Annotated in this window: 26 protein-coding genes; 10 read left to right on the forward strand and 16 right to left on the reverse strand. The window is 59.0% G+C overall.

Annotated features, from left to right (window positions below):
- Positions 1–22: 22 nt before the first annotated feature.
- On the reverse strand, positions 23–631 hold the full coding sequence (locus AC2TEL_RS03930) for a LysE family translocator (protein WP_480902027.1): 609 nt from the start codon (positions 629–631) through the stop codon (positions 23–25).
- Positions 632–732: 101 nt separating this feature from the next.
- A complete protein-coding gene (locus tag AC2TEL_RS03935) occupies positions 733–1,173 on the reverse strand; it encodes a DUF4399 domain-containing protein (protein WP_480902028.1) in 441 nt (146 codons plus the stop codon).
- 229 nt (positions 1,174–1,402) lie between these two features.
- On the opposite strand from AC2TEL_RS03935, the gene AC2TEL_RS03940 reads away from it, so the two are divergent.
- Entirely contained in the window at positions 1,403–2,308 is a 906-nt protein-coding gene (locus tag AC2TEL_RS03940; RefSeq protein WP_480838211.1) for a LysR family transcriptional regulator, read from the forward strand.
- A gap of 49 nt (positions 2,309–2,357) precedes the next feature.
- On the opposite strand, the gene AC2TEL_RS03945 is transcribed toward AC2TEL_RS03940, so the two are convergent.
- Positions 2,358–3,275 (reverse strand): hydrogen peroxide-inducible genes activator, encoded by a 918-nt coding sequence (locus tag AC2TEL_RS03945; RefSeq protein WP_480838213.1) that lies wholly within the window; start codon positions 3,273–3,275, stop codon positions 2,358–2,360.
- Positions 3,276–3,374: 99 nt separating this feature from the next.
- On the opposite strand from AC2TEL_RS03945, the gene AC2TEL_RS03950 reads away from it, so the two are divergent.
- On the forward strand, positions 3,375–4,337 hold the full coding sequence (locus AC2TEL_RS03950) for a sodium-dependent bicarbonate transport family permease (protein ID WP_480838215.1): 963 nt from the start codon (positions 3,375–3,377) through the stop codon (positions 4,335–4,337).
- Here the strand turns inward: AC2TEL_RS03950 and AC2TEL_RS03955 are convergent.
- The 4 genes from AC2TEL_RS03955 to AC2TEL_RS03970 are packed head-to-tail and all read right to left on the reverse strand — an operon-like array spanning position 4,330 to position 7,241.
- Positions 4,330–5,232: an OmpA family protein gene (locus tag AC2TEL_RS03955; protein ID WP_480838217.1), complete on the reverse strand. Its 903-nt coding sequence runs from the start codon at positions 5,230–5,232 to the stop codon at positions 4,330–4,332. The genes AC2TEL_RS03950 and AC2TEL_RS03955 overlap by 8 nt on opposite strands.
- On the reverse strand, positions 5,229–5,801 hold the full coding sequence (locus AC2TEL_RS03960) for a peroxidase-related enzyme (RefSeq protein WP_480838219.1): 573 nt from the start codon (positions 5,799–5,801) through the stop codon (positions 5,229–5,231). The genes AC2TEL_RS03955 and AC2TEL_RS03960 overlap by 4 nt, the downstream gene beginning before the upstream one ends.
- Before the next feature lie 10 nt (positions 5,802–5,811).
- Positions 5,812–6,522 carry a GNAT family N-acetyltransferase gene (locus AC2TEL_RS03965; protein WP_480902030.1) on the reverse strand — a complete coding sequence of 237 codons (711 nt, stop codon included), beginning with the start codon at positions 6,520–6,522 and terminating at the stop codon, positions 5,812–5,814.
- Positions 6,519–7,241, reverse strand: a complete 723-nt coding sequence (locus tag AC2TEL_RS03970) for a competence/damage-inducible protein A (RefSeq protein ID WP_480838224.1) — start codon at positions 7,239–7,241, stop codon at positions 6,519–6,521. The genes AC2TEL_RS03965 and AC2TEL_RS03970 overlap by 4 nt, the downstream gene beginning before the upstream one ends.
- Before the next feature lie 50 nt (positions 7,242–7,291).
- Between AC2TEL_RS03970 and sfsA the strand changes: the two genes are divergently transcribed.
- Entirely contained in the window at positions 7,292–7,999 is a 708-nt protein-coding gene (gene sfsA / locus AC2TEL_RS03975; RefSeq protein WP_480902032.1) for a DNA/RNA nuclease SfsA, read from the forward strand.
- Positions 8,000–8,067: 68 nt separating this feature from the next.
- Here sfsA and AC2TEL_RS03980 read toward each other — a convergent pair whose 3' ends face one another.
- Complete coding sequence (locus tag AC2TEL_RS03980; RefSeq protein WP_480902034.1) at positions 8,068–9,729, reverse strand: tetratricopeptide repeat-containing sulfotransferase family protein; 1,662 nt, start codon at positions 9,727–9,729, stop codon at positions 8,068–8,070.
- A gap of 191 nt (positions 9,730–9,920) precedes the next feature.
- Between AC2TEL_RS03980 and map the strand changes: the two genes are divergently transcribed.
- Positions 9,921–10,733 carry a type I methionyl aminopeptidase gene (gene map, locus AC2TEL_RS03985; RefSeq protein ID WP_480838230.1) on the forward strand — a complete coding sequence of 271 codons (813 nt, stop codon included), beginning with the start codon at positions 9,921–9,923 and terminating at the stop codon, positions 10,731–10,733.
- On the opposite strand, the gene AC2TEL_RS03990 is transcribed toward map, so the two are convergent.
- Genes AC2TEL_RS03990 through AC2TEL_RS04005 form a run of 4 tightly spaced genes read right to left on the reverse strand, consistent with a single transcriptional unit; the run spans position 10,721 to position 13,346 of the window.
- Positions 10,721–10,900, reverse strand: a complete 180-nt coding sequence (locus AC2TEL_RS03990; RefSeq protein ID WP_480902037.1) for a hypothetical protein — start codon at positions 10,898–10,900, stop codon at positions 10,721–10,723. The genes map and AC2TEL_RS03990 overlap by 13 nt on opposite strands.
- Before the next feature lie 24 nt (positions 10,901–10,924).
- A complete protein-coding gene (locus AC2TEL_RS03995; RefSeq protein WP_480838234.1) occupies positions 10,925–11,560 on the reverse strand; it encodes an HAD family hydrolase in 636 nt (211 codons plus the stop codon).
- A gap of 17 nt (positions 11,561–11,577) precedes the next feature.
- Positions 11,578–12,138, reverse strand: a complete 561-nt coding sequence (gene rsmD, locus AC2TEL_RS04000) for a 16S rRNA (guanine(966)-N(2))-methyltransferase RsmD (RefSeq protein WP_480838236.1) — start codon at positions 12,136–12,138, stop codon at positions 11,578–11,580.
- Positions 12,135–13,346 carry an NAD(P)/FAD-dependent oxidoreductase gene (locus tag AC2TEL_RS04005; RefSeq protein WP_480838238.1) on the reverse strand — a complete coding sequence of 404 codons (1,212 nt, stop codon included), beginning with the start codon at positions 13,344–13,346 and terminating at the stop codon, positions 12,135–12,137. Before AC2TEL_RS04005 ends, rsmD begins: the two co-directional genes overlap by 4 nt.
- A gap of 99 nt (positions 13,347–13,445) precedes the next feature.
- On the opposite strand from AC2TEL_RS04005, the gene AC2TEL_RS04010 reads away from it, so the two are divergent.
- The 4 genes from AC2TEL_RS04010 (at position 13,446) to AC2TEL_RS04025 (ending at position 14,964) form a co-directional block, all read left to right on the forward strand.
- The gene (locus AC2TEL_RS04010) at positions 13,446–13,931 is read left to right on the forward strand and encodes a redoxin family protein (protein WP_480902039.1); all 486 of its coding nucleotides are present in this window, start codon (positions 13,446–13,448) and stop codon (positions 13,929–13,931) included.
- 104 nt (positions 13,932–14,035) lie between these two features.
- Complete coding sequence (locus AC2TEL_RS04015; protein ID WP_480838242.1) at positions 14,036–14,281, forward strand: glycine zipper 2TM domain-containing protein; 246 nt, start codon at positions 14,036–14,038, stop codon at positions 14,279–14,281.
- A gap of 11 nt (positions 14,282–14,292) precedes the next feature.
- Complete coding sequence (locus AC2TEL_RS04020) at positions 14,293–14,640, forward strand: EF-hand domain-containing protein (protein ID WP_480838244.1); 348 nt, start codon at positions 14,293–14,295, stop codon at positions 14,638–14,640.
- 15 nt (positions 14,641–14,655) lie between these two features.
- Positions 14,656–14,964: a hypothetical protein gene (locus AC2TEL_RS04025; RefSeq protein WP_480838246.1), complete on the forward strand. Its 309-nt coding sequence runs from the start codon at positions 14,656–14,658 to the stop codon at positions 14,962–14,964.
- Here the strand turns inward: AC2TEL_RS04025 and AC2TEL_RS04030 are convergent.
- From AC2TEL_RS04030 to AC2TEL_RS04045, 4 genes are read right to left on the reverse strand one after another with little or no spacing between them, the layout of a single operon-like run.
- Positions 14,947–15,252 carry a 4a-hydroxytetrahydrobiopterin dehydratase gene (locus tag AC2TEL_RS04030; RefSeq protein WP_480838248.1) on the reverse strand — a complete coding sequence of 102 codons (306 nt, stop codon included), beginning with the start codon at positions 15,250–15,252 and terminating at the stop codon, positions 14,947–14,949. The genes AC2TEL_RS04025 and AC2TEL_RS04030 overlap by 18 nt on opposite strands.
- Positions 15,249–16,436, reverse strand: coding sequence for a GNAT family N-acetyltransferase (locus tag AC2TEL_RS04035; protein WP_480902041.1), 1,188 nt, complete (start codon positions 16,434–16,436; stop codon positions 15,249–15,251). The genes AC2TEL_RS04030 and AC2TEL_RS04035 overlap by 4 nt, the downstream gene beginning before the upstream one ends.
- Before the next feature lie 45 nt (positions 16,437–16,481).
- Positions 16,482–17,249, reverse strand: coding sequence for a glycerophosphodiester phosphodiesterase family protein (locus AC2TEL_RS04040; protein ID WP_480902043.1), 768 nt, complete (start codon positions 17,247–17,249; stop codon positions 16,482–16,484).
- Complete coding sequence (locus tag AC2TEL_RS04045; RefSeq protein ID WP_480902045.1) at positions 17,246–17,701, reverse strand: RidA family protein; 456 nt, start codon at positions 17,699–17,701, stop codon at positions 17,246–17,248. Before AC2TEL_RS04045 ends, AC2TEL_RS04040 begins: the two co-directional genes overlap by 4 nt.
- 342 nt (positions 17,702–18,043) lie before the next feature.
- Between AC2TEL_RS04045 and AC2TEL_RS04050 the strand changes: the two genes are divergently transcribed.
- The gene (locus AC2TEL_RS04050) at positions 18,044–18,814 is read left to right on the forward strand and encodes an MlaA family lipoprotein (protein ID WP_480902047.1); all 771 of its coding nucleotides are present in this window, start codon (positions 18,044–18,046) and stop codon (positions 18,812–18,814) included.
- Positions 18,804–19,412, forward strand: a complete 609-nt coding sequence (locus tag AC2TEL_RS04055; RefSeq protein ID WP_480838258.1) for an MlaC/ttg2D family ABC transporter substrate-binding protein — start codon at positions 18,804–18,806, stop codon at positions 19,410–19,412. Before AC2TEL_RS04050 ends, AC2TEL_RS04055 begins: the two co-directional genes overlap by 11 nt.
- The last annotated feature ends 51 nt before the right edge of the window (positions 19,413–19,463 follow it).

Below are 19,463 nucleotides of genomic sequence, written 5' to 3' on the forward strand. Positions count from 1 at the left end.
CGTCGCAAGGTTTGGATGAGGTTCATTCGGACAGCGCCAATTTGGCGCCCATCGCACCGAAAGCCGTCGCAAAGCACCGTTTGATCCATGCCATCACCGATGGGCGGCTTATGACATAGTCGCGCGCAAGCGCGGCGCACGCGCCGTACCCAATGAAGACAACAAAGGTCATGGCCATAAAGGCAAGGGCGAGTTTTACCAGCTCAAGCCCTGCGTGCGATGTGTCGGCCGGTATGAACTGAGGCAGGAAGGCCAGGAAAAACAGGGACAGCTTTGGGTTCAGGACATTGATCAACGTCCCGGTGATTGCGATTTTAAAATACCCTTTGGTCGTCTTCCGGGCGTTGACCTCCATCGCGCCGCCGTCCTTTACGATGCCCCAGGCCATGTAGAACAGATAGAGCACGCCGAGATACTTGATGATCTGAAAGGCGAGCGCGCTGGTATGCAACAGCGCGGCCAGTCCGATGATACTGGCAACGGCGGCAGGCACGATCCCAATCGTACACCCGAGGGCGGCCGCAAGACTGGCCCTGAACCCGCGGCCAAGCCCTATGGCCAATGTATAAATCACACCGGTGCCCGGCAGCAGCACGACAATCAGGGATGTGAGAAAGAACTCCAGCGACATGCAAGCCCCTCAATAGCGATGGCCTGCAAGGTTCCCTATTCAGCATCAATTGTAAACACCATCGGATCTGGTGAATTGTGCAACGATCTCCTGTTGGGTGGTTACTCCACGGTAATCGTAATCACCTCGGACACAATCGGTGTGGCATGCGGCACATGCCCGGCATCACCCAGAACCAGTTGCAAGGTATGCTCGCCCGGAGCCAGCTCCAGCGTCACCTCGGTCTGGCCACCGCCGAAATGCAGGTGATTGTCATCCGAAGGCAACCCATAGGCCAGTTCGTCAGCGCCGTCTTCACCTTCTCCCAAAGGCGGACGGTCAACCAAAAGATGATGGTGGCCGGTGTTTTCCTTCTCCGTTCCGGCGGGCGCTACGCCCATTCCGCTCAATCCAAAGACGACGGTCACGGGGGATTGCACTAAATCTCCATCCGACAAGTTCACGAAATAGACTTTTGCATCAGGATTTGACGGTGTCTCGCCCCCGGCCCAGACAAAGGTTGCGGTCAGACTGAATAGAACGGCTGAAAAAAAGGCTTTCATGATCTCCTCCCAGGTCACAAATTTGCCATTCTCAGCATAGCATAGTTGGAAAGAAATCCGGAAAACCGCGTCTCACAAGGCTGATAGACGCCCTTCGAGACCATCGTTTCCACGTTTCCCAGTTGAAAACGATCCAAATGAAAACCCTGATATTATCCCATGTCTGCCCCGTTCTCGCCCAGATTGAGCGCGATAGTGCAACAATGAACAGAAGACCTGGGGAACGAGAATGGATCGACTAACCGAAATGGAGGCCTTTTCCAACGTGGTGGACCAGGGGGGATTCACCGACGCGGCCAAAAAGATGGGCATCTCCAAATCGGCCGTATCAAAGCACGTATCAAGCCTTGAGGCGCGATTGGGTGCACGGCTGCTGAACCGGACGACGCGCCGGGTTTCACCAACCGAAATTGGATTGGCTTACTATGACCGCGCCCGGCGCGTTCTGAACGACGCAGGCGAAGCAGACGCATTGGTAACTTCGATGCAATCCGCGCCGTCCGGTCTGTTGCGGATCAGTGTTGCAACGGATTTCGGTGTAAATCACCTCTCTCCGGTATTGTCTCAATTTCTTGCCTCTTACCCCGATATCACCGTGAACATGGTGCTGAACAACCGCTATGTGGAACTGATTTCCGAAGGGTTTGATGTCGCGGTCCGCATTGGTGAGCTGGAGGACAGCACTCTGCGCGCGCGCAAACTGACGGAAACCGTGAAACGCATGGTTGCGGCGCCGAAATATATCGAACAATTCGGGCGCCCGCAGAAGATCGACGATCTGAACGAACACAAACTGTTGCATTACTCAAGCCAATCTTCCGGCAGCGTCTGGAGGCTGACCGCGCCATCCGGCGAAAAGCGCCAGGTGCGCACTGCCGGTTGGTTGAGTGTCAACGACGGGCAATCGCTGCTGAACGCGGCCATCTCGGGCCTGGGGATCGCACATCTGCCCAGCTATCTGTATGCAGACGCATTGAAATCGGGTCAGGTGGTTGATGCAATGCCATCGCTGCCGGACGAAGTTCAGGGCATTTACGCTGTATACCCGCCCGGCCGCTTCACGCAGCCCAAAGTGCGGGCATTCATTGATTTTCTTGTCGAATCCTTTGCGGAAAAGGGTCCGATGGACTGGTAATAACCTCCCTTGGCAACTACAGGCCCGCGCCACTTTGCGCGGGCTTTTTTTATTCGTCTATCACCGAAAGTCCCATCGCCCTGGCAACCGAACGGAGCGACTGAGTCAAAACCGCCTGTCCGGGCAACGGGGTTTCGGAGCGCCCGGCGAGCAGTGCGATATCGCGGTTGGCATTCGGGATATTCAACGGGCGCAGGCGCACTTCGTCCCGGTAGATCCCCTGCTTGCGCGCATAAAGATCGGGCAATACTGCAACGCCAACCCCGGATGCAGCCATCAGAACGATGGAATCCAGCGTTGTGCCTTCGTATTCGTCCGAGACGACACCGCCGCATTCCGCGGCAAGTGCGTAGACGATGCGCGACAACCGGTGGCTTTGGTCCAGCGTCAGGAAAAGGCGGTTTTGCAGATCGGCGGTGGTGACCCCGTGCAAGTCCCTGGCCAGAACGTCATCGACTGCTACGGCAACCCAAAGGGTTTCATTGAACAGCCGTCGTTGCACGGTATTCGGGTGATCCTCAGGTGTCGAAAGGATCAAGTCAAAGCGCCCGGATTTCAGACCCTGTTCCAGATCGCGGGTGTTTTCCTCGCGCACAACGATGCGAAGGCCGGGACGCAATCGGTGTACCTCTTTGATCACTTGCGGCAGCAGATACGGGCCGATCGAGGGTAAGACCCCCAGGCGGAGGCGCCCGCCGACCGGCATGTCGCTGGTCATGGCATGGCGCAGGTCTTTCACGTCGGCCAAGATTTTCTGAGCGCGCGAAATGAAGTCCTCTCCACGCGCCGTCACCTGCACACCGCCGCGATTTCGGTCAAAAATTCGAATGCCAAGCTCTTGTTCTACCGTGGCAATCTGGGCCGACAGGCTGGGCTGGCTGACGTTCAGGACTTCGGCCGCCAGACTGAACCGGCCCAAACGGCTGACTGTGACGATGTATTCCAACTGGCGCAGGGTAGGTCGCATTTATATAACTTCAAACTAATCAACCATTAGAAAGATAGTATTTGGCCAAAGCTAATTTGCAAGGCACCTAGCCCAGAAAAAGGGAACAGGAGCCCATTTATGCCCGGAGTGATCGAAACGCTGTCCAGCAACCTGCTGGTGCCGACCATTTTGTTTTTTGCCCTTGGCCTGCTGGCATCCTTTGCGCGCAGCGACCTTTCGATCCCCGCCGGAGCGGCGAAATTCATGTCGCTGTACCTGTTGCTGGCCATTGGTTTCAAAGGCGGCAGCAGCCTGGCCGCGCATGGCATCCATCTGGACCTTTTCCTGACCCTGCTGGGGGGCGTCGTGCTGTCATTTGCCATCCCGTTCGTGGCTTTTGGTCTGCTGCGGGTGATGACACGTCTTGATCCGCTAAACGCGGCAGCGGTAGCCGGGCATTACGGCTCGATCTCGATCGTGACCTTTGTCACCGCCACCAGTCTGCTGGACCTGGTAGGGCTGACCCATGACGGGTTCATGGTGGCCGTCGCAGCGGCGATGGAGGTGCCCGCGATCCTGTCCGCCCTGTGGTTGGCGCACAAAGCCGGCAACAACGGTGTCAAAGATGACAAGCTCTGGCGCGATCTGCTGGCCAATGGGTCAATCGTGCTGTTGACGGGGTCATTCCTGATCGGTGCCATCACCGGCGGCGAAGGGATGCAGATGATCGCGCCATTCATCGTGACGCCTTTCACCGGCATTCTGTGTCTGTTTCTTCTAGATATGGGTCTGTCCGCAGGGCGCAGCCTGATCAAGAACCGGGACAAACTGTCGCTCGGATTGTTTGCCTTTGGCGTGCTGATGCCGCTGATCGGCGCGATGATGGCCTGGGTGATGGGTTCGATGATCGGCTTGTCCCAGGGCAGTCTGTTCCTGTTCATGGTGCTGTCAGCCTCGGCCTCATACATCGCCGTGCCGGCCGCCATGAAGATCGCGCTGCCAAAGGCCGAAGCCGGGATATACCTGACCTTGTCCCTGGGTGTGTCCTTTCCGTTCAATATCACGGTCGGGTTGCCGCTATACCTGTGGTGGGTCAGTTGACCAGCAACACAGCCTCGACCCGGCGGTTGATATCCCGGCCTTCGGGGGTGGCGTTCGAAGTGATCGGCGCCAGATACCCGGCCCCTTGTGCCTCGACCCGGTCGGCAGCCACACCATACGTGTCGATCAGGCGAGTGCGAACGGCCTCGGCGCGTCGGGTGCTGACCGTGATATTGGCCTGCAGCGCACCGGTATCGTCCGTGTGCCCCACCAGCGCCAGTCGCGTTCCGGGATTATCGGCCAGATAGGCGGCCAGCAATGCCAGTGAGCCAAAAGGCCCCTCGCCCAACGCCACCTCACCCGTATTGAAGTGCAGATCGTCCAGAATGACATGCCCGTCACGCTGCAAATCGGACAACAGCCCACCCGACCCGTCGACCGTTTCTTCGATCACCAATGGCGGTTCAGGCGGCGCACCAACCGGGGTCACCCGGATCATCTGGACGTAGCCGTCCGGCGGGTTGCGACTGATTAGCAGGCTCAGAACCTCTTGCCCGCGCGTGGCTGACAGGAAACGGTAGTCGTGGATCGCCACATACATGTCGGGCGTCGGCACAACCTCGGTGCCAAATCGGAAATCGAAACCGCCGCAGGTGCGGGCTTCGCATTCGAATTCCATCTCGAACCCCTGCGCCTGCAGTTGATCCCGCAAGGGCGCCAGGATTTGCAGCGTCGTACTGGATCCCGCCTGCAATCGCCACGTGATCCGCTCGACCCGACCCTCGACGGTGCGGGCAGGAACGGCATCATCCGCGAAGGCGCCGACGGGAAGTTGATAGCTGTCCAGCGCGCTGGTTCGCTCGCTGATCTGTCGCGCACTTGCTGGCAATGTCAGCTCCTGCGCAAAAACAGGACTGGCAGACAGAAACGCGCACAGGGACAGAATTCGGATCATCGGGCCTGCGCGTGATATTCGGGGTTCGGAATCATGCCGGTGGCGCTGGCCACGCGGTTCGTCATGTTGAAGAACCCGGCCACATTCGCGATGTCCCAGATGTCGCGATCAGAAAAGCCGATATCGCGCAGGCGCTGCCGGTCCGGTTCTTCCACTTCGGCACTGGCTCTGGTCATCTTCGCCGCAAAATCCAGCATCGCGCGCTGGCGGTCGTTCAGGGGGGCAACGCGGTAATTCATCACCAGCATCTCGCCCAATTGGGGATCGCCGGACAGCTGGCGCACAGCCGCGCCATGGGCGACGAGGCAATAGAAACACTTGTTGATGGACGAGACGACCACCGCAATCATCTCACGTTCCAGCTTGGACAGCCCGCTGTCGGCCAGCATCAGGTCGTTATACATCGCCGTGAACGCGTTCAGCTTGTCGATGTCGAATGCGTAGGCCTGCAGCACATTGGGGATCATCCCCAGTTTCTCGACGCAGATATCAAAATACTTCTGTGTCTCGGGCGGCAGCGGGTCCACAACCGCCAGGTTCAGCGCGGTGGGCAGGTCCTGTTTCGTCAATTCGGTCTCCTCAGACGCGTTGCCGGTAGTGGTATTCTCCGACGATCTCCATCCCCAGCGAATGGTAGAGGCCGTTGGCCCCGGCATTCGCCTTGGTACAGATAACGCTAAGGGTCTGGGCTCCGTTGTCCAGCGCCCAAATGGCCGCGGCACGCATGGCCCATTGGCCCAGCCCGTGACGGCGGTGCTCCGGAAGAATCTCCAGCGCGTGCACCATGGCGATGCCGGCGTGAATGGCAACAAATCCCGCACCCGCAGGCTGATCCTGGCGCCGCATCAAAAGGCCGGTCTTTAAGGCCTGAACCCGATCCATGACCGCCAGCCGTTCGGGACCAATGCCGCCCTGCGCCCAGATCTCACGCATGATCGCAAGAGGTGGCCAGATATTAAATATGGTGACACGGGGGATTGGCAGGTTGGTCAGGTGGTCGACCGGACAGGCGTAAATGTTCACCGGATCGAAAATATCATATCCGCGATCCGCCAGTTGGCCATCCAGATCCTCGTCACCGGGACGCAGGCAGAACAGACGTTTCTGGCCGATGGCCAGCATCGCAGCCTCGGCCGCGTCAATATCGGCGCTGCTCACCTCGCCCAGCCGGCTGGCTGCCGACACGCGGGACCCGCCACCCTGTCCGTGGCGCAACTGCAGCGAACCCAGCCGTTCAAACCGCGCGGCAGGCCATGTGGTGTCGACAATATCAGCCCAGTCAACGTTCACAGTTCAAGCTCTTTTGCGAGGCGTGTCATGGCGGCGTCGATACGCGCGCCTTCGGTTCCCCGAACCACCACATTGGCGCCGAACACGCCATTCATCTGGAACGGATAGCACCCGATGGAAAGATCACCGAACTCCTCGGCCAAGGCCGCCAAGGTGGCGGCGATGTCACCCTCTCCGCGGTTGACCCGCAGGGTTTGGGACAACAGCGGCCTGCCACCGGTCAGACGAGGCAAGACGCTTGCCACCATGGCCTGAAAGATCACCGGAATACCGGCCATCACATGCACATTGCCGATACTGAACCCCGGCGCCGTCGAAACGGGATTGTCGATTAGTACCGCCCCGTCCGGAATGCGGGCCATGCGCAGGCGGGCCGCGTTCAGTTCCAGCCCGGACTTCTCGTAATGCACCTCAAGCAAGGCCCGCGCATCCGCGCGGACGTCAATTGAGGCACCAAAGGCGCGCGCCATGCAATCCGCGGTAATATCGTCGTGGGTCGGACCGATGCCGCCGCTGGTGAAGACATGATCATACGCCTCGGAAAGAGCCTTCACCGCAGTTTCGATCGCCGGGGCATCATCGCTGACAACACGTGCTTCTTTCAGGTCGATCCCGTGTTTGGTCAGCTCCTGTGCCAGGAAATGCATATTCGCGTCGCGGGTGCTTCCCGACAGGATCTCATCCCCGATCACAAGCATCGCGGCAGTTGGATTGGCCATGGCACCCTCTCCTCTTGATCGACTGTCTGGGCAGGTATAGGCCGTTGGCCATGCGATTTGAAACCCCTCTTGTTCCCGCCCGCCTGATCCGCCGCTACAAACGATTTCTGGCCGACTGCATATTGGAGGATGGACGCGAAGTAACGGCCCACTGCGCCAATCCCGGCTCGATGATGGGATTGGCCGAGCCGGGCGAGAAAATCTGGCTGGAACCGAACGACGATCCGAAGAAAAAGCTGAAATTCGGCTGGCGGCTGGTCGATCATGAAAACGGTCATTTCACAGGGGTTGATACCTCGGTTCCGAACAAGGCCTTACGCATTGCGTTGGAGGCCGGAGAGCTTCCCGAATTGGCGCAGTACCAGAGCGTGCGCGCCGAAGTGAAGTACGGCGAAAACAGCCGCATTGATTTTCTGCTGACCCAACCCGGATTGCCGGATGCCTATGTCGAGGTCAAAAGCGTCACCCTTTCGCGCCAGCCGGGTCTGGCCGAGTTTCCGGACAGTGTTACCGCCCGCGGCGCCAAGCATCTGAGCGAGTTGTCAGCCATGGTGGCGCAGGGGCACCGGGCAGTCATGCTGTATCTGGTGCAGCGGACGGATTGCGACCGTTTTGCGCTGGCGTCAGATATCGACCCGGCTTACGCCACCGCGTTCGAGGTGGCACAGGCCAAGGGAGTGGAGCGTTTGGTCTATGGAACGCGCATTTCGCCCAAGGGCGTTTGGGTGGATGTAAACCGGATGAGGCAGCCTATTTGAAAAGCGGTTCTTAGAGCCCTATTCAACGCCCGGGCGAGGATGTGACGGAACCGACGGCCTGCTGCGACTTAGTTTTCTTCCTTCAGATCCGGCCACAATTCCGCATCCAGGCCTTGAATAAACGGGTCAAGCTGGATCGCCACCGTCCGCCAGCGCCCGACCGAGGACGCGCTGACCGGCTTTCTGATCTGCAAACTGCTGGCCGTCCTGACCGCATCCGAAGATTTTTGTGGCGACAACATAGCGTCTTCGAAGGGCAGATCGCAAATCCGTGCAAGCTTGGTGGCGGCATCGTTCAGGTTTTCGACCAGGTATTCGTATTGGATGTCGTGGATGCGACCCGGCAGCTCGTTTTGCCAATGCAGCATGTAGCGGCGATAGCGATTGGCCTCGGCCGCCATCCAATTCAGGTCATGTGTGAAATAGAGCCCTGCGGCCCCAAAATGTGTGCGCCACATGGAAAGGGCGATATCTCTTGGGTCCCTCTGAACATTCAGAATGACCGCGTTCGGGAAGGCCTGAGCCATGGCACCAATGAACGCGTAGTTGCCGGGGGCCTTGTCCACAAAGGCCACAGTGTTATCGGCAAGTTCGGGTAGATTATTGCTATAGAAATCCGTAAGTTTCTGCGCCTGCCGCAATTCCGAGGGCTGCGCTTCGGCCTTTCTGGCCCATTGGTGAACGCTGGCAAACTCCCCCAATCCCTGAACACGGGAATGTGCCGACAGAATGCGTTCGACAAGCGTTGTGCCCGATCTGGGCAGGCCGACGACAAAGATCGGGCGCGCGGCATCCGGGTGCGGATCAACTGCCGCAACGGGTAGGGGCGCAGCCAGCCGTTTCCGGCATTCCTTCGCGCTACGGGATTCCCAATTCTGAAAGCCTTCTCGCAACAGCTTGTGCGCTTCGCCGAGAAAATGCATCTCCTGCGGTGTGTCTTTGTCCCGCTGCGCCAGACTGGCGGCGGCGAAGCAGACCATCGCGGCAGCTTCCCGGTTGGGCATGGCGGCGCCAAGCGCCGATGAAACCTGGGTTTTCAAAGCCGATTGGTCATCCGGCGACAGGTTCGGAAGCTTTGCCATGAACTCAAGCGTTTCGGGATGTGCCGGTGCCATTTCAAATGCGGCGCGAGCATATGTCAGCGCATCATCCAGCCGACCCACGCCGACCAGAGCCTTGGCCAGACGCAGTTGTCCATAGTGGAACTTCGGATTCTGTCCGACGAGAGCGGTCAGCACATCGATGGCGCGGTCCCACTGACGCAGTTCATCCAGTATGTCTGCCTGCAGGCAATGCGCCTGCAAATTCGCCGGCTGGTGTTCGAGCACCTGCTCGATTGCGGCCAAAGATTTCTTAGGCTCACCTTCGCGTAGCAACGCCATTGCGCGGATGAACTGCTGCGGCGGTGTCAAAGGGGCTTTGGCACCAATCTTTGCGAGGAACCGCAGAGCTGCGTCCGCATCTCCGCCCTGAACCAGACTCAGGCCGTAATTCTGAATCAATTCCGGATTTGCCGGATCCAGGCGCCAGGCCTGTTCGAAATGCGTCTGGGCCAGCTTGAACTTTTGCTGCTGGATTGCGCTCAAACCCGCAAGTCTTGGCAGGGCCGGCACGTTTGGCCACTTCTTTGCGGCCTTGGTTGCACGTTTGAAAGCCCGCTCCGGTCGGCCGTTTTTGAGCAGGTCACCAATGCTGGCGATCTCGGCCCTTAGCTGGTCAGCTTTTAGCATCTGCGCGCCCTTCTCTCATTTACGCAACCGGGTAGGGTTTACCTTGTGCTATTTCATTCGGTCGCGAGGGTCCACCTGAGATGAGGCGTTTGGCCGCCGAGCACTTGATATTGTAACTGCGCGCCCTCTGGTACTTTCTGCACAAGCAGCGTAAAAGGAGTGCTGCGCGAAACATTTGGAGCCTAGCGTCGATGAAAGAACATCGTGGCCGTCTGACCAAGGACGGTATCCGCATTTACGAACAGGGTGACTTTGCCGGCATGCACGCGGCAGGGGCCTTGGCTGCGCGGATTCTCGACGACATTGCAGAGCACGTCTTTCCCGGCCAAAGCACAGGCGAGATTGACCGGATCATCACGCAGATGGTCGAGGATGCGGGCGCAAAGTCGGCGACCATCGGATACAAGGGCTATCAGCACGCCAGCTGCATTTCGGTCAACCACGTGGTCTGCCACGGAATTCCCGGCGACAAAAAGCTGAAAGATGGCGATATCCTGAATATCGATGTCACCGTCATCGTCGACGGCTGGTTCGGCGATACTTCGCGCATGTTTGTCGCAGGAAAGCTGCCGCGCAAGGCCGAGCGGTTAATCCAGGTGACCCATGACGCGCTGTTCAAAGGCATCGAAATGGTCAAGCCGGGCAATACCTTCGGCGATATCGGTCATGCCATACAGTCCTATGTCGAATCACATCGGATGAGTGTCGTGCGCGATTTCTGCGGTCATGGGCTGGGTCGCGTGTTCCACGCACCGCCCAATGTGCTGCATTACGGTCGTCCGGGAACCGGCGCAAAGCTGGAAGAGGGCATGTTCTTCACGATCGAGCCAATGGTGAATCTGGGCCGCCCCGAGACCAAGACCCTGGCCGATGACTGGACGGCTGTTACTCGCGACAAATCACTGTCTGCGCAGTTCGAACACTCGGTTGGTGTTACGGCGGATGGGGTCGAAATCTTCACCCTGTCACCGGGCGGAAAGTTCCACCCGACCTATTCGTCCTGATCCGCGGCCTGCTCGCGCAGGATTTTCAGCAGCAAAGTCTCATTACCCCAGGGTGTAAGTGCATCCTGGATGAAGACCGGCGCGCGCAGGGGTTTGGGCTCGGGCCCGGTCACGGTTTCGACATCCCGTGAAAAGGTCCAGAGCGGAGGGGTCAGTGCACGGTCCATGGACCGGATATTAGCACGATCGGTTCAAATACCCAAAAGCGCCGGAACCTCTGCCATGTCGGTAAATGGTTCAGCACCAAGGTCTGCCAGCTTCGCACCGTCCCCGTGCGGCGCATAGGCCAGACAGCGCATATTGGCGCGGATCGCGGCGGTTACGCCATTCTGGCTGTCTTCGATGACAACCGCAGAGGTCGCCCCAAACCGTTCGGCTGCCTTTTGAAACATCGTCGGATCAGGCTTGGCGGTTCCCAGCTCGTGTGCCGAATACATCACGTCGCTGAATCGGTCCCACAATCCGTTCTGTCCCAGCGTGATTTTCATCTTGTCCCGGCTGCCGTTTGAAGCGACGCAGAATGAAATTTCCTGTTGATCAAGCCTTTGGATCAATTCGGGGATGCCCGCCACCAAAGACACGCCTGCGCGCAGTCTGTCATAGGTTTGGGCATAAACCTGATCGACCCAATTGTCCGGTAAATCCGCACCCAACGCCCGCGCCTTGTCGCGCACGCCGGTCATAGTACCGCCAAGGAAAAAGCCAACGCTGTCTTCAAGGGTCAGGTTCAACCCAAATTGCGCGAGATTCTCGACCAGCACCTGATTGGACAATGGTTCACTGTCAACAAGTACGCCGTCGCAATCAAAAATGACCAAATCGTGCATGTGGGCCTCCGCCTGTTTCAGCCTGAAACATTCCGCCACATCAAGGAGATATGCGTATCGCCGTATTTCCGCGAGCCCTGCAGGTCGAACGCGTCGGGGGCAACCATCGGGGCGTTTTCCTCCCAGACCAAAAGGGCTTTGTCACTCACCCATCCGCCGGAAACCGCCGCCGCCACTGCCTTTTGACCCAGCGCTTTGCCGTACGGCGGATCAAGGAAGATCAAATCGCAAGGTGCCCCCGGATTGTCGGCCAAGCGGGTCGCGTCCCGCCGGATCAATTCGGTGCGGTCGGCGCTGCGGGTCAGATCGATATTCTTGCGAATGAGGCTCTGCGCCGCACGCCCGTCATCGACAAACGTGACATGCGCCGCGCCACGCGATAACGCCTCAAGCCCCAGCGCGCCGGTGCCGGCAAACAGATCCAACACGCGCAGACCTTCGAAATCGATCTGATGCGTCAGCACATTGAACAGGCTTTCGCGAACCCTGTCGGTAGTGGGGCGCAGATGCGCCCCCACATCCCCCTTGCCGACCGAGGCCAAGGCCCGGCCCCGGAACTCTCCGGCGATGATCCTCACGCCTTGAGCAGCGGTTTCAGATCCGCATCCGGATCGGCCACGATGGCCGGATCGGCAGTTTTGCCCGCGTCGATCAACCGCTTGCCAACCATATAGGCCCGCGGATCGTTCATCGCGTCCACGGCGATCAGCTGATCGCCCTTGTAGTACCAGAAGGAAACCGTCTGCCCTTCGCCCTGACGGGTCACCACGCGGTCATAGCCGGTGTTCAGGCCCGCGATCTGAAGCTTGACGTCATACTGATCCGACCAGAACCACGGCGTCGCAACATAGTCGCGCGCCGCGCCCAGCATGTTCTGAGCCACGATTTCCGCTTGATCGATGGCGTTGGGCACACTTTCCAGGCGAATGCGATTGCCTTGATGCGGGAACGACGCGCAGTCGCCCGCTGCCCAGATCGATGGATCAGATGTGCGGCCATGGGCATCGACCTTGATGCCGTTGTCCAGTTCCAGCCCCGCCATCTCGGCCAGTTGCGTCGACGGCGCGATGCCTACACCGACGACAACGAAATCGACCGGCAGCTCGGTGCCGTCAGACAGTACAGCGCCGGTAACCTTGCCACCTTCTCCGAGCAGGCGATCCAGCCCGACCCCTTCGCGGATGTCGGCGCCGTATGCGCCGTGCAAGCTGCGGAAATAGTCGCTGGTCTCGGGCGCGGCGACCCGTTGGAGGATACGGTCGGCCATCTCGACCAGAGTCACCTTGACCCCGCGCTTGGCGCAGACCGCCGCAGCCTCGAGCCCGATATAACCACCACCCACGATCAGGGCGCGCGCGCCTTCGGTGACGTACGGGCCCATCTCGTCGACATGGGCCAGATCACGCACCACGTGGACACCGCCCAGCTCGCCGCCAATGGCAGCAGGAAGACGGCGCGGGTCGGAACCGGTGGTCAGGGCCAGTTCGTCATAGTGGACTACCTCATCGCCCACAGTCACCGTCTTGGCCTGCGGATCGATTGCGGTCACGCGTTCGCCCAGACGCAGGGTGATGTTGTTCTCGGCATAAAAGCTCTCGGGACGCAGGAACAGGCGTTCCATCTCCATCTCGCCCAGCAGATAGGCCTTGGACAAGGGTGGGCGCTGATAGGGCAGATGCGGCTCGGCCCCGATCAGGGTGATATCGCCCTCGAACCCGTCCTTGCGCAGTCTTGCGACAAGCGATGCACCCGCCTGCCCGGCACCGATCACGACAATATGGCTCATGTTCCTCCCAGCCTGTCTTCTTTCTGTGGTCACCTTCGCTCGCTCACCTATATTGCGGCTGGGACCGACTCTGCAAATCCAAACGACAGGAGTACAAAAATGATTTCAACAGGTGACACGCTGCCTGACGCCACACTGCTTCAGATGGGCGCGAACGGCCCGGAAGAAGTTCGGATTTCAGACAAGACAAAGGGGCGCAAGGTCGTCATCTTCGCTGTCCCCGGCGCGTTTACCGGCACTTGCACAAATACGCATGTGCCCAGCTTCATTCGTACAAAAGAACAGTTCGATGCCAAAGGTGTGGATGAAATCATCTGCATATCGGTCAACGACCCCTTTGTGATGAATGCCTGGGGCGAGGCCACCAGCGCCACCAATGCTGGCCTGACCATGCTGGCTGATGCCACATCCGAATTCACCAAGGCGGTAGGCATGGACTTTGACGCGCCACCGGTCGGGCTTATCGCCCGGTCCAGGCGCTATGCGATGCTGGTTGAGGATGGCCAGGTCGTGGCGCTGAATCTGGAAGAAAACCCGGGCACCTGCGAGGTTTCTTCAGGCGAAGGGTTGTTGAAGGTGGTATGATCCCCTGGGCCCCCGGCGCTGCCCGGGGCCATATGAAACCTATTTAACTTGATACAACGCTCTGATGTGCGAATACTTGGCGCATACAATCAGGGAGTTTGTTGATGAAGTTTAAAGCAATTGCGCTTGTTTTGGGCTGCTCGGGCGCTTTGGCGGCCTGTGGCCCGGCCCCGACACCACAACAACAGGCTGCGCGCCAGCACGAGATTGCGTGCCTCAGCGGAACATTGGGCGGTGCGCTGATCGGTGGCGCCATCGGCAACCAGTTTGGCGGCGGGTCGGGCAAGACCATTCTGACAGCCGCGGGCGCGGCCGCCGGTGGTTTCGAAGGCCAGAGATACGCATGCTGAGGAGAGCTGAGATGAAAACCGTAACACCAGTGATCCTGACCCTGATGATGACCGGCGCAGCAATGGCCGAGAGCGTCGCAGAGCTGCACGAAGCCGAGTTGAAAGCCATCGACACGAATAATGACGGATTTCTGTCCAAAGACGAATTCAATGCGTTCTCGGATTATGCCTTTCAGGAAATGGACGATGACAAGAACGGAACCCTTGGTCTGAGCGAAGCAAAGCCGTTTCTGGATATCAAACAGTTCCAGTCCGTTGACCGGAATGGGGACAGCCTTATTTCCAGAGCAGAGTACGACTCGCAGATGAACGATGATTTCAACGCGGCTGATCTGGATGGCAATGGCCGCTTGGACTAGCGGCAGGAGCGTAAAATGAACAGATGGATCGGATTGGGCGCGGTTGCGCTGCTGGCGGCGTGCGACGTGCCGCAGGCACCCGTGGTGACGGGCCCGGACGGGCAGGAACGCATTCAGATCAATACCAGCGGGCTGACCTGCTACAAGACACGCTGCCTGGACATCAACCCGGCCGCGCGAAGCGTCCGGTCTGTCGGCAACCGCACGATCAGAATTCCGGGCAATATCAACGTCAGTGATGGCACGGTGACGCCGGCCGAGTTCGAACAGATGGGTACCGCTGCACTGCTGGCAGGCGGTATGGGATCACGCGGTGATCGCTAACAGACTGTCCATCTTGCGTGCCAGCTTGGCGTCCAGAGCCGAAAGGCCACCTACATCATGGGTGGAAAGCACCACCTCGACCGTGCGGTAGACATTGGACCATTCGGGGTGGTGGTTCCATTTCTCGGCAAAAATCGCCACCTGGGTCATCCAGCCGAAGGCGTGGACGAAATCCTCGAAGATGAAGGTCTTGGTGATCGCATCGCGATCTTCGACCATGGTCCAGCCATTTCTGAACAGCGGGTCCAGCAGCGGCCCGCGGGTCTCGGTCGACAATAGTTCGGTCATTGCTGTTCCTCCGGGTTCGATTTTCTGAACGGGCCGTAATCCGTCAGAATCTCGATCTCTTCTCCCACTGCATGGGCCTCGGCGTCCAGATATTTTGCAACAGCGTCCGCAAATCCCGGATCGCCGATCCAGTGCAGGCTGTAGGTGCGGGTGGGCAAATAGCCCCGCGCCAGCTTGTGCTCGCCCTGCGCACCGGCTTCGACACGGGCAAGGCCGTGAGCAATGGCAAAGTCGATCGCCCTATAATAACACAGTTCGAAATGCAGGCAGGGGTGATGCTCGACACAGCCCCAATAACGCCCGAAAAGCGTTTCGCGCCCAATGAAGTTCAATGCACCGGCGACCGGGTAGCCATTGCGCTCGGCCAGGACCAGGGCCATGTCCCCGGCCAATGTTTCCTGCGCAATATCAAAGAATTGGCGGGTCAGGTAAGGCGCGCCCCATTTGCGGGACCCGGTATCCTGATAAAAGCGCCAGAAGGCATCCCAATGTTCGGGACGCAGGTCAGCTTCGGTCAGAGTACGAATTTCGCCGCCAAATCCGCAGGCTTGCGCCCGCTCCTTGCGGATATTCTTGCGCTTGCGGGACGACAGGGCGGCCAGAAACCCATCAAAATCCGTGTAGCCGCCATTCAGCCAGTGAAACTGCTGCGAGGTTCGCGGCAACAGTCCCATCTGCTCACCCGCCAGCGCTTCGGCCTCGGTGCAGAACGTGGCATGCAAGGATGATACCCTGTTTTCGGCGGCCAGTTGCACTGCCCCCTGCACCAGCGCCGACATGCCCACAGCGTCATATCCGGGCCGGACAAGAAACCGCCGCCCGGTGGCCGGGGTAAACGGAACCGCGATCTGCAGTTTCGGATAGTATCGACCCCCGGCGCTCTCGTAGGCGTGCGCCCAACTGTGGTCAAAGATGTACTCGCCCTGACTGTGGGATTTTGCATACATCGGCGCCGCGCCGATCAGCATTCCGTCCAGATATGCGGTCAGGTATTGGGGCTGCCAACCCGTACCGCGCCCAACCGAGCCGCTTTCCTCAAGTGCGGACAAAAACCGATGTGTCGTGAACGGATCCAACGGGCGTCCGCCATCGGCTGTTTCAGGGCAGGCGCAACTGTCCCACTCGACCGCAGAAATCTGCGAAAGCGAGCTCAGAACCCGAACTTCAATTTGTGCCTGATCCATGTCCCCTCCGCGCCTGACCTTTATCTGTGACGGCGCGGGGTGGGATCAACCCGGATGCGGTGCCAAATAACCCTCGAATGTCACATTGTCGGCAACTCTGCGCGCCAGCGCCTCTTGTTCGGGCGAACGAACGGTCCAGCACAGAATCGGCACGCCCTGCGCCTTCAGCTCGGCCACGCGGGGACTGTCCAAATCCTTTACGTCGTGACTGATGAAGCTGGCACCAACGCGATCGAAATCCCGAACGGCGCGCAAATTTTCACAGGTTTCGGCGGGCAGTGCCCAACCGTTGGGGTCATAGGCACTGGTAACCAGCCCGCGCGGCAAATCCGGGGCCAGCCGGGCCAGTTCCGCGACGCTGTGCGGGTTGAAGGACATTAATGCAACCGGACCATCGTATCCCTTCAAGGCACGGATCGCATCCTGCTCCAGTATCCCGATTTCTGGCCCCATGGCCCCGTCCTGATCTTTGAATTCGATCAGCAGCGGCACTTTTCCGGCGACCAGTTCCAATACCTCGTCCAGTGTCGGAATGCCGTCGTCAGCGCATAGCAATTGCGTGGCCTGGGCCTGTTCGGCGCTGATCTGACGGATCGGACCCGGCTGGCCGGTCAGACGGGCCAAGTCATAGTCATGAAAGACCATCGCCCGACCATCGGCGGTAAGTTGCAGATCGATTTCGATCCCATAGCCTGCGTCGACTGCGGCACGGATTGCCGCCCGGCTGTTTTCCGGGCGGTTGTCAGATTTGTCATGCAGTGCCCGATGCGCGATCGGGCTTTGCAGGAACTCTGCTGGCAGAGGCGGTGTCATTGAACCTCGAAAATGCCTTCGATTTCGACGGCAACACCCAACGGCAGAGACGCGGCGCTGACAGCCGAGCGCGAGTGGCGACCGGCTTCACCCAGTGCTTCGACCAAAAAATCGGAGGCGCCATTGATCACCTGCGGTTGCGCCGTAAAATCGGCTGTCGAGTTCACGAACCCGGTCAACTTGATCACACGCACCAGTTTATCGATGTCGCCGCCACAGGCCGCCTTGACCTGTGCCAGAAGGTTGATGGCGCAAACCCGTGCCGCAGCCGCGCCTGCTTCCACATCCATGTTCTCACCCAGCTTACCGGTGATCAGATCTTCGGCCTTGGAAATCTGGCCCGAGACGTAAACGATGTTACCGACGCGCACGAAGGGTACGTAATTCGCCGCCGGCGCAGGTGCGTCCGGCAGATTGACGCCCAGGCTGTCCAGTTTTGCTGCGATGCTCATGAGTTGATCCTCATCAAAATTTCGACTCGCGCGGACGCTAACCGGGATGGCGCGCTTCGAAAAGTCGGAAACCGGCTTTTTCGTCATCTGCCACGATCTGAGCGTAAGTTCTCTTATTCCGGCAGTGGTGATTTCGGTCACTTTACCGGATTGTGTTTGTCGGGTTAAAGGCTAGGTGTTTCAATTCCAGTTTGAAACTTTTATGTGTCAGCAACTTGAGGCCCCACCGCCCGGCCGCAGCAGTATCGATTGAATGCCGGACAACATTGAGCTGGCGATCTGGAGTAACGAAAGACCGTGTCGAGCAGATTCCGTTTGAAACATTTTTTCACGCTGTCCGTCATGGCAGTGCTGAGCGCCTGCGCAACGCAGCCGCCGGAAGAAGCGGCCCGTGGTGAGATCTTCGATCCTTACGAGAATGCGAACCGTGGCATTCACAAGTTCAATCTGGGGGTCGACCGGTTTCTGTTTCGCCCGGCCTCGAAGGGCTATGTGAAAATCGTGCCCGACCCCATGGTCACCAGTTTCAGCACTTTTGCCGAGAACCTGACTTTGCCCGGACAAGCAGTCGATTACCTGCTGCAGGGCAATCTCAAGCAGTCCGGCAACGCGCTGCTGCGCTTTGTCATCAACATGACAGTTGGCGGTGCAGGCTTGTCGTCGCCCGCGGATGAATTGAACCTGCCCCCTGTGGATACCGACTTTGGCGAAACGCTGCATGTCTGGGGCTTTGGCGAAGGCGCGTATGTCGAGCTGCCCTTCTATGGCCCGTCGACCACGCGCGATGCCGTGGGCGTTGTGGTCAATCTCTTTTCGAATCCGATTAACTTCAGCCCGACACGCCCGGCGGACAACCTGGGTGTCTATGCCGAGATCGTCCGGCGGATGGGTGACCGGGGCCGGTTCTCGGATACGGTCGACTCGATTTTGTATGAAAGTGCAGACAGTTACGCGCAGGCTCGTCTGATCTATCTGCAAAACCGTCGCTTCGAACTGGCAAGGGATGACGAAGAGGCCTATCTGGGACTGTATGACGACCCCTATGCCGTAACCGGGACCGACCCCGTCAGAGACCCCTATCTCGACCCTTACGAGGACCCCTATGCCGAATAACCTGATGAACCGTCGCCGATTTGTCGCAACGGCCCTGACCGGGCTGGCGGCTGTCACATTACCCCTGCCCGCATTTGCGTTGACCGAGGACGGTGCCAAGCAACTGGTCAATAGCGTGGTCGCCGATATCACTCGTGTCATCGAGTCCGGCAAATCCGAAAACGCTATGCTGCGAGATTTCCAGAAGATTTTTGTACAATATGGCGACGTGCCGATCATGGCGCGCTATGCCCTGGGTGTCGAAGCCCGCAGCGCGTCCCCTTCCCAGATGCGCCAGTTCACCAAGGCGTTCGAGCGTTATATCTCGCGCAAATACGGCCGCCGGTTCCGCGAATTCATCGGCGGGGAAGTGACCGTTCGCAATGCGCGCAAGATCAAGGCTGGGTATGAGGTCAGAACCTCGGTCAAGCTGCAGGGTTCGGCGCCGTTTGACGTGACCTTCCTGGTGTCGGACAAATCCGGTAAAGGCAAATTCTTCAACATGTTTATCGAAGGCGTGAACCTGCTGCTGACCGAACGGACCGAGATCGGGGCGATGCTGGATGCACGCAAAGGCAATCTGAACCAGTTGATCAAGGACCTGAACAAGACCGGCTGATACGGTCCGCGTTTTTCTGAATAACAGCCGCGCGATCACCTCGCGCGGCTG

It is taken from the genome of Ruegeria sp. HKCCD9138, assembly GCF_057220975.1.

Bases quoted from the DNA above. Each gene is read 5' to 3' on its own strand.
- AC2TEL_RS04030 (WP_480838248.1), bottom strand. From the start codon at position 15,252: ATGACCGAACTATTGTCGACCGAGACCCGCGGGCCGCTGCTGGACCCG.
- AC2TEL_RS03970 (WP_480838224.1), bottom strand. From the start codon at position 7,241: ATGGCCAATCCAACTGCCGCGATGCTTGTGATCGGGGATGAGATCCTG.
- AC2TEL_RS03950 (WP_480838215.1), top strand. From the start codon at position 3,375: ATGCCCGGAGTGATCGAAACGCTGTCCAGCAACCTGCTGGTGCCGACC.
- AC2TEL_RS04010 (WP_480902039.1), top strand. From the start codon at position 13,446: ATGATTTCAACAGGTGACACGCTGCCTGACGCCACACTGCTTCAGATG.
- AC2TEL_RS03935 (WP_480902028.1), bottom strand. From the start codon at position 1,173: ATGAAAGCCTTTTTTTCAGCCGTTCTATTCAGTCTGACCGCAACCTTT.
- AC2TEL_RS03995 (WP_480838234.1), bottom strand. From the start codon at position 11,560: ATGCACGATTTGGTCATTTTTGATTGCGACGGCGTACTTGTTGACAGT.
- AC2TEL_RS04005 (WP_480838238.1), bottom strand. From the start codon at position 13,346: ATGAGCCATATTGTCGTGATCGGTGCCGGGCAGGCGGGTGCATCGCTT.
- AC2TEL_RS03980 (WP_480902034.1), bottom strand. From the start codon at position 9,729: ATGCTAAAAGCTGACCAGCTAAGGGCCGAGATCGCCAGCATTGGTGAC.
- map (WP_480838230.1), top strand. From the start codon at position 9,921: ATGAAAGAACATCGTGGCCGTCTGACCAAGGACGGTATCCGCATTTAC.
- AC2TEL_RS04040 (WP_480902043.1), bottom strand. From the start codon at position 17,249: ATGACACCGCCTCTGCCAGCAGAGTTCCTGCAAAGCCCGATCGCGCAT.
- sfsA (WP_480902032.1), top strand. From the start codon at position 7,292: ATGCGATTTGAAACCCCTCTTGTTCCCGCCCGCCTGATCCGCCGCTAC.
- AC2TEL_RS04020 (WP_480838244.1), top strand. From the start codon at position 14,293: ATGAAAACCGTAACACCAGTGATCCTGACCCTGATGATGACCGGCGCA.
- AC2TEL_RS04045 (WP_480902045.1), bottom strand. From the start codon at position 17,701: ATGAGCATCGCAGCAAAACTGGACAGCCTGGGCGTCAATCTGCCGGAC.
- AC2TEL_RS03955 (WP_480838217.1), bottom strand. From the start codon at position 5,232: ATGATCCGAATTCTGTCCCTGTGCGCGTTTCTGTCTGCCAGTCCTGTT.
- AC2TEL_RS03930 (WP_480902027.1), bottom strand. From the start codon at position 631: ATGTCGCTGGAGTTCTTTCTCACATCCCTGATTGTCGTGCTGCTGCCG.
- AC2TEL_RS03945 (WP_480838213.1), bottom strand. From the start codon at position 3,275: ATGCGACCTACCCTGCGCCAGTTGGAATACATCGTCACAGTCAGCCGT.
- AC2TEL_RS04050 (WP_480902047.1), top strand. From the start codon at position 18,044: ATGGCAGTGCTGAGCGCCTGCGCAACGCAGCCGCCGGAAGAAGCGGCC.
- AC2TEL_RS04055 (WP_480838258.1), top strand. From the start codon at position 18,804: ATGCCGAATAACCTGATGAACCGTCGCCGATTTGTCGCAACGGCCCTG.
- AC2TEL_RS03940 (WP_480838211.1), top strand. From the start codon at position 1,403: ATGGATCGACTAACCGAAATGGAGGCCTTTTCCAACGTGGTGGACCAG.
- AC2TEL_RS04035 (WP_480902041.1), bottom strand. From the start codon at position 16,436: ATGGATCAGGCACAAATTGAAGTTCGGGTTCTGAGCTCGCTTTCGCAG.
- AC2TEL_RS04015 (WP_480838242.1), top strand. From the start codon at position 14,036: ATGAAGTTTAAAGCAATTGCGCTTGTTTTGGGCTGCTCGGGCGCTTTG.
- AC2TEL_RS04025 (WP_480838246.1), top strand. From the start codon at position 14,656: ATGAACAGATGGATCGGATTGGGCGCGGTTGCGCTGCTGGCGGCGTGC.
- AC2TEL_RS03990 (WP_480902037.1), bottom strand. From the start codon at position 10,900: ATGGACCGTGCACTGACCCCTCCGCTCTGGACCTTTTCACGGGATGTC.